This window comes from Mycolicibacterium frederiksbergense, from assembly GCF_012223425.1.
Classification (GTDB): Bacteria; Actinomycetota; Actinomycetes; order Mycobacteriales; family Mycobacteriaceae; genus Mycobacterium; species Mycobacterium frederiksbergense.
In genome coordinates, this window is sequence record NZ_CP038799.1 from 2,492,493 (window position 1) to 2,504,523 (window position 12,031).

At 63.5% G+C, this 12,031-nt stretch carries 12 protein-coding genes and 1 pseudogene; 7 read left to right on the forward strand and 6 right to left on the reverse strand.

Annotated elements, in window-relative coordinates:
• Positions 1–130: 130 nt before the first annotated feature.
• A pseudogene (locus tag EXE63_RS14895) lies at positions 131–325 on the forward strand (TnsA-like heteromeric transposase endonuclease subunit); the annotation flags it as partial.
• Between the two features lie 58 nt (positions 326–383).
• On the opposite strand, the gene EXE63_RS14900 reads toward EXE63_RS14895, so the two are convergent.
• Positions 384–1,528 (reverse strand): IS3 family transposase gene (locus EXE63_RS14900; protein WP_168140476.1). Its coding sequence is split into 2 segments (ribosomal slippage): positions 384–1,261 and positions 1,261–1,528, totalling 1,146 coding nucleotides; the frame shifts between segments, so codons are not numbered across the junction.
• Positions 1,529–1,673: 145 nt separating this feature from the next.
• Between EXE63_RS14900 and EXE63_RS14905 the strand changes: the two genes are divergently transcribed.
• The 4 genes from EXE63_RS14905 to ripC all read left to right on the forward strand — a co-directional run bounded on the left by EXE63_RS14905 (position 1,674) and on the right by ripC (position 4,714).
• Positions 1,674–2,054, forward strand: coding sequence for an endonuclease (locus tag EXE63_RS14905; RefSeq protein ID WP_234904503.1), 381 nt, complete (start codon positions 1,674–1,676; stop codon positions 2,052–2,054).
• Between the two features lie 127 nt (positions 2,055–2,181).
• Positions 2,182–3,079, forward strand: a protein-coding gene (locus EXE63_RS14910) for an IS5 family transposase (protein WP_372451606.1) whose coding sequence is annotated in 2 segments (ribosomal slippage) — positions 2,182–2,565 and positions 2,567–3,079 — 897 coding nt in all. Because the reading frame shifts where the segments join, the coding sequence is not laid out codon by codon here.
• Positions 3,080–3,433: a hypothetical protein gene (locus tag EXE63_RS14915; RefSeq protein WP_168142570.1), complete on the forward strand. Its 354-nt coding sequence runs from the start codon at positions 3,080–3,082 to the stop codon at positions 3,431–3,433.
• Between the two features lie 189 nt (positions 3,434–3,622).
• Complete coding sequence (gene ripC, locus EXE63_RS14920) at positions 3,623–4,714, forward strand: peptidoglycan hydrolase RipC (protein WP_168142571.1); 1,092 nt, start codon at positions 3,623–3,625, stop codon at positions 4,712–4,714.
• Between the two features lie 76 nt (positions 4,715–4,790).
• On the opposite strand, the gene EXE63_RS14925 is transcribed toward ripC, so the two are convergent.
• Together EXE63_RS14925 and EXE63_RS14930 are read right to left on the reverse strand one after the other, a co-directional pair.
• A protein-coding gene (locus EXE63_RS14925) for an IS3 family transposase (protein ID WP_168140476.1) occupies positions 4,791–5,935 on the reverse strand; the annotation gives its coding sequence in 2 pieces (ribosomal slippage) (positions 4,791–5,668 and positions 5,668–5,935; 1,146 coding nt in all).
• A 318-nt stretch (positions 5,936–6,253) separates the two neighbouring features.
• Positions 6,254–7,096, reverse strand: coding sequence for a F510_1955 family glycosylhydrolase (locus EXE63_RS14930; protein WP_168145595.1), 843 nt, complete (start codon positions 7,094–7,096; stop codon positions 6,254–6,256).
• A gap of 249 nt (positions 7,097–7,345) precedes the next feature.
• Here EXE63_RS14930 and EXE63_RS14935 point away from each other — a divergent pair, with 249 nt between their 5' ends.
• Positions 7,346–8,020, forward strand: coding sequence for a DUF305 domain-containing protein (locus EXE63_RS14935; protein WP_168142572.1), 675 nt, complete (start codon positions 7,346–7,348; stop codon positions 8,018–8,020).
• Between the two features lie 19 nt (positions 8,021–8,039).
• Here EXE63_RS14935 and EXE63_RS14940 read toward each other — a convergent pair whose 3' ends face one another.
• Together EXE63_RS14940 and EXE63_RS14945 are read right to left on the reverse strand one after the other, a co-directional pair.
• Positions 8,040–9,224 carry a sensor histidine kinase gene (locus EXE63_RS14940; protein ID WP_168142573.1) on the reverse strand — a complete coding sequence of 395 codons (1,185 nt, stop codon included), beginning with the start codon at positions 9,222–9,224 and terminating at the stop codon, positions 8,040–8,042.
• The gene (locus EXE63_RS14945) at positions 9,221–9,976 is read right to left on the reverse strand and encodes a response regulator (RefSeq protein ID WP_168142574.1); all 756 of its coding nucleotides are present in this window, start codon (positions 9,974–9,976) and stop codon (positions 9,221–9,223) included. Before EXE63_RS14945 ends, EXE63_RS14940 begins: the two co-directional genes overlap by 4 nt.
• Positions 9,977–10,104: 128 nt before the next feature.
• Here EXE63_RS14945 and EXE63_RS14950 point away from each other — a divergent pair, with 128 nt between their 5' ends.
• Positions 10,105–10,305, forward strand: a complete 201-nt coding sequence (locus EXE63_RS14950; protein ID WP_168142575.1) for a hypothetical protein — start codon at positions 10,105–10,107, stop codon at positions 10,303–10,305.
• A 41-nt stretch (positions 10,306–10,346) separates the two neighbouring features.
• Here EXE63_RS14950 and ripA read toward each other — a convergent pair whose 3' ends face one another.
• Positions 10,347–11,756, reverse strand: a complete 1,410-nt coding sequence (ripA, locus tag EXE63_RS14955; protein ID WP_168142576.1) for an NlpC/P60 family peptidoglycan endopeptidase RipA — start codon at positions 11,754–11,756, stop codon at positions 10,347–10,349.
• Between the last annotated feature and the right edge of the window lie 275 nt (positions 11,757–12,031).

Here is a 12,031-nt window from a genome sequence, read left to right on the forward strand (position 1 = left end):
GGCAAGCTGAACCCGCGGTGCGGCTATGTCGGACGTTGTGAATGTTGATGTTGATTCCGCGGCCATCGCTTATCGGCCAGCGGTAGGAGAAGAACGCTGCCTTTCGGCGCTTAAGGTGTCGGCGACGTCCTTGTTCCGGGCGAAGCCGTGGCGCACGTTCCGGTGGTACTACGGTCAGCGCCACTACTCGGGAACGTACTGGGCGACGACCGAGCGTGACCATGTCATCTATGAATCGCGGCTGGAGCTGGCCAATCTCATCCTGGCAGATTTCGATCCGACGGTGCGTCACGTCGTTGCGCAGCCGTTCAAGTTGACTGCAGATGGCGAGTCCCCGTTTCTGAGTCCACCCGTTTCTAGAGTCGGGTTGGTTTGATCCGTTCTCAGTTGATGCTGCAGGCCACCGGGGTGTGGGTACACCCGCAGGCCGCAGCGTACTCGGCCGGCGTGCGGTAGCCCAGGGCCGAGTGACGGTGTCGAGTGTTGTGCTCGTCCTTGAAGTCGCTGATGACCACGCGGGCCTCGAACAGGGTGGTCCAGTAGTTGCGGTTGAGGCACTCCTTCCTGAGTCTGTTGTTGAAGGATTCGATGTAGCCGTTGTCCCACGGGCAGCCCGGCGGGATGTAGACCATCCCGGTCTTGTGCTCGCAGAAACGTTGCAGCGCTTGGGAAACCATCTCCGGGCCATTGTCGAGCCGCAGTACCTTCGGCGGGCCGCCGTGGGCGGCGAACACCGCTTTCAGTTCCTCGACCAGGTGCTCGCCGGTGATGGAGCGCTCAACCAGGTTCAGCAGCGACTCGCGGGTGTGCTCGTCGATCATCGAGGCGATCTTGATGGCCTTACCGTCGACGGTGGAGTCGAACTGGAAGTCGATCGCCCACACCACCTTCGGCGCATCGGCGACGATCGGCGGCACCGAGGAAACGCCGGCCCGCTTACGGGGGCTGTGCACGCGCACCTGCAGACCCTCTTCACGCCACAGTCGGTGGATCTTCTTCTTGTTGACCTCACGGCGCTCGTCGTAGCGCAACGCCGCCCAGGCGCGCCGGAACCCATGGCACGGGTGTTTGGTGGCGTAGGCGCGCAGCCAAGCCCTCATTTCGGCGTCCGGATCGGTCGGGGTCTGTGCCAACGGCAGGCGACGGCAGGTGGAGCGGGCCAGCCCAACGGCCTTGCACGCCAACCGTTCCGACATGCCCAACGTATTGGCGAGCATCTCGACGGCGCGGCGCTTGGCAGCTGGGCTCAGAATTTTCCCTTAGCGACCTCCCGCAGGGCGTCTTTGACCAGCTCGGCTTCGGCGAGTAGCCGCTTAAGCCGGGCGTTCTGCTCGCGCAGCTCCTTGAGCTCCTTGGCGGCGTCGGTGTCCATCCCGCCGTAGGAACGGCGCCAGTTGTACAGCGTCGCCGGCGAGACCTCCAGCTCGCCGGCGATCTCCTCGCCGGTCTTGCCTTCTGCGGCCAGCTCATCTGCTCGGCGCAACTTGCGCACGATGTCTTCTGCGGAATTCCGCTTCCGACCAGCCATACGTTTCATCGTCCCTTCTCGCCCGACATGGGGCCACAGGACTCTAAAACTGGTTGGGCTCATTCAACGGGAACACGCCACAGACGTCGATGATCATCACCGTTGGCACGTTCCCGATTACCTGTTTGACACGGAGTCTGGGCCGGTGGTGGTCGATGTGGTGCGCGCCGGGCGGATGGACCATCCGCGCGTCGTCAGATTGTGCCGGTGGACGAAGCTAGTCGTCGAGTCGCTGGGCTGGTCGTACAAGATTGTCAATGAGCCCGACATCGTCCGCATGGGTAACGTGCGATTCCTTGCCGGGTACCGCCGTGAATGGCTTATCAACCAAGACATCTTGTCCGAGTTGCGTTGCAGGAGAGACGAATTGGTAGGCCTCCCCATGCTTCAGGCCGAAGCGGTCATCGCGGGCCGACCCAAGCCGTTGGTTCGTCCGGCGTTGCTGAGCATGCTGTGGCGCCACGAGTTCGAAGTCAATCTCGACCACAGGCTTGGCCGAGCCACCGTATTGGAGCAGGGGCTATGAAACAGGCTGGTGTACGCGTAGGCGTTGGTACGAAGTTCGTCTACGACGGGGAGCTATCTGAAGTCGTCGAAATGCACCTAGGGCGTGTCTGACAAATGTTTCGGGTGTTTCGGCTGAGACTTAGGCCATGTCACGGTTCCAGCTGCTCACCGATGCTCAATGGTCGTTGATTGAAGAGCTTCTTCCTGTTCGGACAGGTAAGAAGGGCAGGCCTTTTCGGGATGCCCGCCAGATGCTCGAGGGGATCATCTACCGGTACCGGTGCGGCATCGCCTGGCGCGACGTTCCCGAGGCGTTTGGGCCGTGGCAGACGATCTGGACCTGGCATCGAAGGATGAGCGCAGAGGGCACCTGGGATGCGGTGTTGGCGCGGTTGCTGGCTGCCGCCGACGAAGCCGGGATCATCGATTGGTCGGTGTCGGTGGATTCCACGATCGCCCGTGCTCATCAACATGCCACGAACATCACCCGTGACACAGGGGGCTGGGTCGAATTACACAAATCTGGCCAGCGAGCCGCCTGACCACGGCATTGGCCGCTCCCGCGGCGGACTGACCAGCAAGATCCATCACCTCGTCGACGGCCACGGACGACCGTTGGTCGTGCTCGTGGGCGCTGGCCAAGCCAACGACGGACCGGTTCTGGAGCATTTGCTCGCCCACCTGAAAGTCGAGCGCTGCGGTCGGGGGCGGCCACGCACGCGGCCTGATCGCCTGCGTGGCGACAAGGCCTATTCCAGCCGAGCGACTCGACAGCGGCTGCGACGACGAGGGATCGTCGCAGTCATTCCCGAACCGTCCGATCAGATCGGCCACCGCAAACGTCGTGGCACCCAAGGCGGGCGACCACCAGCCTTCGATGCCGAAGACTACAAGGGCCGCAACGTCATCGAACGCAACTTCAACGTCGTCAAGCAATGGCGCGGTCTGGCCACCCGCTACGACAAACTCGCCATCGTTTACCGCGGCGGAGCAGTCCTAAGGGCCATCACACTTTGGCTACCGCATTTATCAGACACGGCCTAGTTGCGGCTCGACAAGCACAGCCTCGTTCCTGCCGAAGGCTTCGAGCGCAATCCCGACGGCACCATCAAACCGACCATCCGCTACTTCGATCGAGCCAAATGGGAAGCCTGGCAACGATACCTGGAGCGCGGTGCGGACTGGGACATCGACCGGTGGAGCAAGGCCTACGACACGCTCAAAGAGAACGCCGCGAACGGGTACTGGTATGACCAGTACGTCGCCGATGTCCTGGGATACTCCAGTAGCGACGATTGGCTGTTAGTTCCGTTTCTCGACCGGAGGCTCCGACACAAAACTGGAAATTTCTGGGAATTTCCAGTTTTTCGATGGAACCTAGTTAGGCTAGCGAATTAGCGTCGGCCGGTTACGTCTGAGCAGGTCGGGGGCGGTGCCCCGGTTTTGCGGGTCGAATCGCGCGATTTCTGAGGCAGGTCACGATCGCGTTCGTAACCCGGGTGGACAGCAGTCACCTGACCTCGTAACCTAACCGTGACCTACGTATCTACTACGTACTTTCATACTTCACCGAAGGTTTCCGCTGTTGTGACTTTGCCTGTGTTTGAGGCCCGATCGCGCGCGATGGCTAAACGGCTCGCCGTCATCTTGGGGGCTATCGGTGTTCTTGCTGCGCTTCTCGCGACCGACGTCAGCGCTGATCCGGCGGCCGATGCGCTCGCCGAACTCACCGAACTGTCGCGTCTTGCTGAGCAGACCACAGAGCAGATGCACTCCGCGCAAATCGACCTCGACGAAAAGCTCTCCGTGCAGCTGGTCGCGGAGAATGAGGCGGCCGCTGACCGCGTGGCCGTCGATGCAACGTCGGCCGATCTGGCGAAGTATCAGGCTGCAGTCGATAAGTTGGCAGCGGCTGCTTACATGGGTGGCCGTACCGACACCTTGGCGGCGGCACTGACTGCGACGTCTCCGCAGGAACTCATCGAACAGCTGGCGATTCAGAAGACGGTTGCATCGGAGCTGACAGTGCAGATGGCCGCGTTCCGATCGGCGAGTGCGCGCGCCGCCACCGCCGCGGACCGGTCTGCAAAGTCGGCAGCACAAGCACGGACTGCGGCGAACGAGGCCGCGGCGGTACGAACCGACCTTGGGGCCAAACAGCGTCGAATGCAGGAGCAGATTGCTGCGGTGCAGGCCCGCTACGACGCTCTGACACCCGACCAGCAGGCCATCTTGGCCGATCCGGGCCCGCCGCCCCCGGCCCTGCCGCCGCCCCCGCCGGCGAGCGATCCCAGCATTGTCGCCATGCCGGGCCCGGCGGGCGTGGGGTCCTTCGGCGGTGGAACTGCGGTAGTGCAGGCCGCCCTGACACGAGTGGGGTCACCGTATTCGTGGGGCGCTACCGGTCCGGATGCGTTCGATTGCTCAGGGTTGATCAAGTGGGCATTCCTGCAGAACGGGAAGTCGTTGCCCCGATCCAGTCAGGCGCTTGCTCAGGGCGGGCAGCCGGTGGCCACCTCAGATCTTCAACCCGGTGACATCGTGACCTTCTATGCCGACGTCTCTCACGCGGGTATCTACATCGGTGACGGGATGATGGTCCATGCATCGACCTACGGAACGCCGGTGAAGGTCGCGCCGATTTCCTCCGCACCCATTCACAACGTCCGGCGGTACTAAGCCACGCTCAGGCGACGTGGCGAGTCCCCGTTTCTGAGTCCACCCGTTTCTAGAGTCGGGTTGGTTTGATCCGTTCTCAGTTGATGCTGCAGGCCACCGGGGTGTGGGTACACCCGCAGGCCGCAGCGTACTCGGCCGGCGTGCGGTAGCCCAGGGCCGAGTGACGGTGTCGAGTGTTGTGCTCGTCCTTGAAGTCGCTGATGACCACGCGGGCCTCGAACAGGGTGGTCCAGTAGTTGCGGTTGAGGCACTCCTTCCTGAGTCTGTTGTTGAAGGATTCGATGTAGCCGTTGTCCCACGGGCAGCCCGGCGGGATGTAGACCATCCCGGTCTTGTGCTCGCAGAAACGTTGCAGCGCTTGGGAAACCATCTCCGGGCCATTGTCGAGCCGCAGTACCTTCGGCGGGCCGCCGTGGGCGGCGAACACCGCTTTCAGTTCCTCGACCAGGTGCTCGCCGGTGATGGAGCGCTCAACCAGGTTCAGCAGCGACTCGCGGGTGTGCTCGTCGATCATCGAGGCGATCTTGATGGCCTTACCGTCGACGGTGGAGTCGAACTGGAAGTCGATCGCCCACACCACCTTCGGCGCATCGGCGACGATCGGCGGCACCGAGGAAACGCCGGCCCGCTTACGGGGGCTGTGCACGCGCACCTGCAGACCCTCTTCACGCCACAGTCGGTGGATCTTCTTCTTGTTGACCTCACGGCGCTCGTCGTAGCGCAACGCCGCCCAGGCGCGCCGGAACCCATGGCACGGGTGTTTGGTGGCGTAGGCGCGCAGCCAAGCCCTCATTTCGGCGTCCGGATCGGTCGGGGTCTGTGCCAACGGCAGGCGACGGCAGGTGGAGCGGGCCAGCCCAACGGCCTTGCACGCCAACCGTTCCGACATGCCCAACGTATTGGCGAGCATCTCGACGGCGCGGCGCTTGGCAGCTGGGCTCAGAATTTTCCCTTAGCGACCTCCCGCAGGGCGTCTTTGACCAGCTCGGCTTCGGCGAGTAGCCGCTTAAGCCGGGCGTTCTGCTCGCGCAGCTCCTTGAGCTCCTTGGCGGCGTCGGTGTCCATCCCGCCGTAGGAACGGCGCCAGTTGTACAGCGTCGCCGGCGAGACCTCCAGCTCGCCGGCGATCTCCTCGCCGGTCTTGCCTTCTGCGGCCAGCTCATCTGCTCGGCGCAACTTGCGCACGATGTCTTCTGCGGAATTCCGCTTCCGACCAGCCATACGTTTCATCGTCCCTTCTCGCCCGACATGGGGCCACAGGACTCTAAAACTGGTTGGGCTCATTCAACGGGAACACGCCAGACGCTTGCGCAGTCCTCGAAGAACATGTGGCAATGGCGCAGTCCACTCGCTGATCGCGTCGATGTGTACGACCTGGAGCGTCTAGTCAGGACACTAGGCGATGTGATCAGCGGTCGAGATGGACTGGGTCGGCTGGTCAAATGGCGGCGACATCTGTGAGCGTGTGTGGTCCTCCGGCCTGACGGTTGTTCGCAGGCGAGGGGGCCTGGCTCTGGGGTGGTTCTTCGGCCCGAGCTCTTATTCGACAGCGGTGAGGACGTTCACCGTGGCTCCGTCGTCGGTGGAGGTGTAGATGGCGCTATCTGTGGCGATGTAGACCTGGCCGTCGCCAGCGGCGAGAAGGGCCTGAGGTTTGGCGTTCAGGGTGTGTCGTGGCTGCCAGGTCTGCCCGTTGTCGGTGCTGGTGTAGAGGCTTCCTTCGAGGTCGACTCCGAGCAGGGGACCGCGCTCGGGCCAGCTGACGAGTACCAGTGCCGGTGCGCCGTTGACTGTGGCGAACGTCCTTGCGCCGTCGTTGCTTCGGAGGAGCCCTTGGCGTGTGGTCGCGAGGATCTCATCGGCGTCTGCGGGTGATACTGCGAGGTCAGAGGCAAAGACTTCTGCTCGCCGCTGCCAGGACTGCTGATCGAGGCTGACCATCACCGTGCCCGACTGGCTGTCGTGACCGTAGACCCGTCCGTGGCGGTACTCGAGTGCGTGAAAATCGGCGCTGCCGTGCAGCGACAGAGATTCCCAGGATCGGCCGGCGTCGCTGCTCTTGATCAGGCCCAGATGTGGCGGTTGTTGACGGTCAGCCGGATCTGGGTGGCCGCTGGCCAAGAATTCGTCGGGGCCGGTGACGGTAAATCCCATGAAGTCCTGCGCTAGGTCGCCGACTCGTTGTGGCGCCTGACCGGACTCCACCGCAAAGAGACCGTAATGGCTTGCCACATAGAGGCTTTCGTTGGCCGGATTGATACCAAGACCGTGGATGTGCACCATGCCCGGCACAATCGCGGGTCCGCTGTCGGGGGCGTTCGACGAACACGCCGCGGCCAGGGCTCCGGTGAGAATTGCGGCAATGAATGTACGAAGCTGCACACTGACACCTTCCGGTCTCGGATGATCTACGTAGTGCAATAGTAGATGGGTGGCACAGGGCAACGGCGTGACGCTGGTATGACCTTGGGCGGCGCGACGGGTGCCGACGGGGCGGCGAGGCGTCTTCATCAAATCTTTATCGGAACACGAGCCGACCCATACGCGGAGTCTTGAGGCTGGACTGAGGCGGCGAGAGCGCTTGCCGCGGGGACGCATGGTGTCACCAAGATGTGTGAGAAAGGATGTGCGATGCAGCACAAGCGATTCAAGATTGGGTTTGCGGCGTTAGCGGCGTCGGCCCTGCTTGTCAGTGCCTGTTCGAAGGCGACAACTGACTCTCAGCCATCGACGAGCAGCACCTCGGCGGCAGCATCGGCATCGCCGAGCGCTGCCAGCAGCGACGGCACACACAACGACGCTGATGTGAAGTTTGCCCAAGGCATGATTCCTCATCACCAGCAGGCGATCGAGATGAGCGACATGCTTCTGGGCAAGCAAGGCATCGATCCCGAGGTCATCTCGCTGGCGAACGAAATCAAGAACGCTCAAGGCCCTGAGATAGAGAAGATGCAGGGCTGGCTTCAGGACTGGGGAGTGTCGTCCTCGCCTGCACCTGCGCCGACCAGCACCGCAATGCCTGGCCACCAGATGCCGAGCGGCGACATGGGCGACATGCCCGGTATGGGCGGCGGCGGCCACGGCATGATGTCGGAAGCCGACATGGCTGCGCTGCAGAACGCGCAGGGCGCGGAGGCGAGCCGACTCTTCTTGACGCAAATGATTGCCCATCACAAGGGCGCAATCATGATGGCGCAGGAGGAAATTGAAATCGGCCAGTTCCCGGCGGCGGTGGAGATGGCGGAAGCCATTGTGTCCTCTCAGCAAGCGGAGATCGACACGATGCAGGGGATGCTGGACAAGTAACAGGTCAGAGGCGCGACGGTCAGGTCCGCGCTGAGGCCCCCGCAACAGGGAACTCCTCGGCGCGTACCTGAGCGACGGGTAAGTCGACGGTGAATGTTGCGCCGGCGCCAAGTCCAGCGCTCGCTACGGAAATGGATCCGCCGTGGGCCTCGACCAGCGCTTTGGCGATGGCGAGCCCTAAACCTGCGCCGCCATGCTCGCGATCGCGGGCGGCGTCGGCCCGATAGAACCTCTCGAACAGCCGGGGGAGGTGCTCGGGGGCAATCCCTTCACCGGTGTCGGCGACGGCGATCCTCAACCGGTCGCCGTCGCGGACACAGTTGACGTCGACCGAGCCGCCGGATGGTGTGTGCCGCAGCGCATTTTCCAGCAGGTTTCCCAGGACTTGGGAGAGTCGCTGCTCGTCGGCCCATAACGGCGGCAGTGTTGTCTGTAGGCGCACGCGTAGCGCAACACCTTTGCTGTCGTAGCGTTCCTGCGCCGCGGCGACGCATTGGCGCGTCAAGCGGTCGACGTCAATAGTGGCGTAGGACATGGAAACTGAACTTTCCTCGGCCTTCGCGAGAGCAGCGACATCATCGGAGAACCGCACCAGCCGGCGGGTCTGGTCGCGCAGCATGGCCGCCGTCTGCGGCGTCAAAGTACGCACACCGTCTTCGAGTGCTTCGATATAGGCCTCCAGCACCGCGACCGGTGTACGGATCTCGTGCGCCAAGTCTCCGAACAATCGCTGTCTTGTCGAATCAACCGCTTGGAGCCGGGAAGCCATCTGATTGAAGGCGGTCGAGAGCGCGTCGAAATCGTCGCCCAGTCGCGGCGGTGACACACGGATCTCGTAATTCCCCTGAGCGACATCGGTGGCGGCGGAGGCAACCTCGGTGATGGACCGTTGGAGCCGTCGACTGACGTAGAAGCTGACGGCAAGCGCGGCCAGTGCCGACACCGCCAGGGCGCCCCCGATGGACATCACCGTCGCGTAGCCGTAGGCCTCCTCGGCATGCACTTCCTCCGGTGAGTCCATCGGCACCCCCGCGAGATGAAGATGCTCACGGAACAGAGGAGGGCCGACGACGGCGGCCACCACCGCGGTCGTCGCGGCCCCAGCTACCAACACAATGACTTGGGCTGCCAGCAACCGCAGGCCGATACCGGGTCGACCCCACCGTCGACGTCGGCGAGCTGTGGCCGCCGGCCCGGGAGTCACTGTCCCGTTCCCATCCGGTATCCCACACCTCGTACCGTGGCGATATAGCGCGGAGAGGCTGCATCGTCGCCCAGTTTGCGCCGCAGATGGCCGATGTGGACGTCAACGAGGTGCTCGTTGCCGACCCAGGGTCCGTCGCGAACGATTTCAAGTAGTTGACGGCGGCTCAGTACATTCCCTGGCCGGCCGGAAAGGGCTTCAAGAATGTCGAACTCTGTCCGGGTCAACAAGATTTGTTCGTCGTCGATGCGTACCTCGCGGGCGGCGACGTCGATGCTCAGCGCGCCGAAGCGACGCGGTGGCGCTACGGGATTTTCGGCGGTTGCGGTGGCTGATTGCAGGACGCGTGGCCGCCGCAGCATGGCGCGAATGCGCGCGACGAGTTCGCGGGGGCTGAAGGGTTTGGTGATGTAGTCGTCGGCGCCGACGGTGAGGCCGAGGACTGTGTCGATTTCGGTGTCGCGGGCGGTGAGCATGACGACGTAGGCGTCGGAGAACGTGCGCAGCTGCCTGCAGACTTCCAATCCATCGATGCCGGGCAGGCCGATGTCGAGGATGACGACGTCGGGGTCGAGGTCGTGAGCGACGGCGATCGCGTCGACGCCGTTGCCAACCACCACTGCCTCGAACTGCTCGCGTTCTAGATAGCTGGCCACCACTTCGGCCAGGGGAAGTTCGTCGTCGACGACCAGGGCGCGGTATCCCTTCGCCTGCTCAGGCGGCGTACCCGGATGGTGATCCATGGTCATCATGGTGCCTGCTGATACGGGTGCAGCGGCGCTCGACTGCCGGAGCGGCGCGATCTTCAGCAGATCTTTACGAGACTCATACCGATTGCGCCCTGCGGCCGGGAGATTCTCAGTGCTGAGGAGGGCCTGACATGCGCTGGCTGATGGACGTCTGCCCGAACAGTCTCGGGTGGCAAACATGGCTGATCCTGTGCGCCGTCATTGTCGTGCTGTGGGCCGCCGCCATCGCCGGCGTGACGGCCCTATTCCACGCTTCTGGGCGGCCGTGCCGCAGCCGGCGGCGGGAGGCACTGCAGGAGCCTGTTCGCAGCGGCCACGCCGGAACGGACTGACTGGTCCGCGACGCGCCCGAGGTAGCGCTCGCCGCGAGGTGTCAGTATTCGATCAAGCGCGTGACGTAGGGCGTCATCCCGGAGCTGCGTACGGGTGAGATTTTGACCACTGACCCGGTGTAGGGAGCTTCAAGCATCATGCCGTCGCCGAGGTACATGGCTTCGTGCTGGCTGGCGTTGGGGCCGTAGAAGATGAGATCCCCGCGCTGCATCTGCGATGACGGCACTTTGCGGCCGGCGTTGTACTGAGAGCCGGAGTAGTGGTCGAGTTTGATGCCTACGCCAGCGAAGGCGTAGAGCATCAGGCCGGAACAGTCGAAGCCGACGGTGTTGGCTCCCTGATCTATTCCCCGAGAGGGCCCATTGGCGTTGCCGCCGCCCCAGGAGTAAGGAACGCCGAGTTGCGACATGGCGCGTCGGATCACGAATTCAGAGGCTTGACGGCCGTACAGGCGGGGGATGCGTCCGTTGGTGATGCCGGGATCTGCGGCGGCGGTCGCGGGGGAGAGGATGCCGAGTTTGACGAGGAAGTTTCGGCCCATGTCTGCGGTGAGTTGCAGCGAGGTCGCCATGATTTTGAGGACGGCGTTGATGATGGCTATCGGATCGCCGGCCACATTGGCACTGGGCACCATCGGCAGCGTGGTGTCCCACTGGCCGGCGACAGAGCTGTCTGCCGGTGCCGGACTGGAGCGGTCCCATTGGCCGCTCGGCGGCACTGCGGCGCCGGATTGCGCGGCCATGGGCTGGTGCGCGGTAGCTGCTACCGGTCGGGCAGTAGTCAGTCGGGTTTGTGCGGAGTTCCGTTCGGCGGCCAGCCGGGTGAGGTCGGACTGTTGATCGGTGAATGCACGTTGCGCGCCAACGAGTTCGGTGACTGCGGCGTCCTGTCGCCGTTGCGCTTCGCCCGCTGCTCCGTCGGCGTCCAGGCGAGCCTGCTTGGCGGCCGAGAGTCGGTTGGCGCGTTCAGTCTGGCGTCGGCGAAGATCGTCTTTGACCCTGCCGAAGGCAAGGAGATAGGTCTGCTGCGTCGAGGCTGCCGAGAGGATGTCTTCAGGGCTGCTTGCCAGCGGCAGCGCGCGGGAGGGGCCGTTCATGTAGGTCGAGGCGGCGAAATCGTCGAAACGCTGCTGCGTGGCGTCGATGGCGGTCTGGCTGTCGGCGAGTGCTCTCTCGCTGTCTTCGAGTGTGCGGTGCGCCTCGGCGACCGCCTCGCGGGCGGTGGCAAGCTCAACCAGGGCCCGATTGACGCTCTCCTGTTTGTGTTGGATGTCCGCGCCGATATCGGCGACCTGCTGGTTGGCTTCGGCAACGGCAGCGACAAGTCCTGCGACCGTTTCGCTGTCACCATCAGGTTCGCTTCCGTGACCGGCCGTTGCGATGCCCGAGGTGTGAAGCACCAGCACCGCAAAAATCACCCCGGTGGTGAGAAGTGAAGTGAGGCGCCGCATCAATTCTCCTGTGGGGTGGCTGCCGGTGGCCGCGAGTCGGTCGGGGGCAGTGCGCCGAGGTGTCATGTGCAACGGCCTATTAGCGCTGTAACTACGTAGTTGCTTAGTACGTAGTTGGAACGTACATCACTGCAGCATCAGGAGAAGCGCCTGTCACAGTCTCAACTCGGTAACACCTGACCGGCCGGCAGCATGTGCTCTTGGGCCCGAGGGGTCGGTGCCTTGGACCGGATTCGATGGCGCACGCCGTAGCGGATCAACATTGGTGGCGCAGC

Coding starts and splice junctions, on each gene's coding strand:
- EXE63_RS14950 (WP_168142575.1), top strand. CDS start 10,105: ATGCGCTGGCTGATGGACGTCTGCCCGAACAGTCTCGGGTGGCAAACA.
- EXE63_RS14935 (WP_168142572.1), top strand. CDS start 7,346: ATGCAGCACAAGCGATTCAAGATTGGGTTTGCGGCGTTAGCGGCGTCG.
- EXE63_RS14945 (WP_168142574.1), bottom strand. CDS start 9,976: ATGATGACCATGGATCACCATCCGGGTACGCCGCCTGAGCAGGCGAAG.
- ripA (WP_168142576.1), bottom strand. CDS start 11,756: ATGCGGCGCCTCACTTCACTTCTCACCACCGGGGTGATTTTTGCGGTG.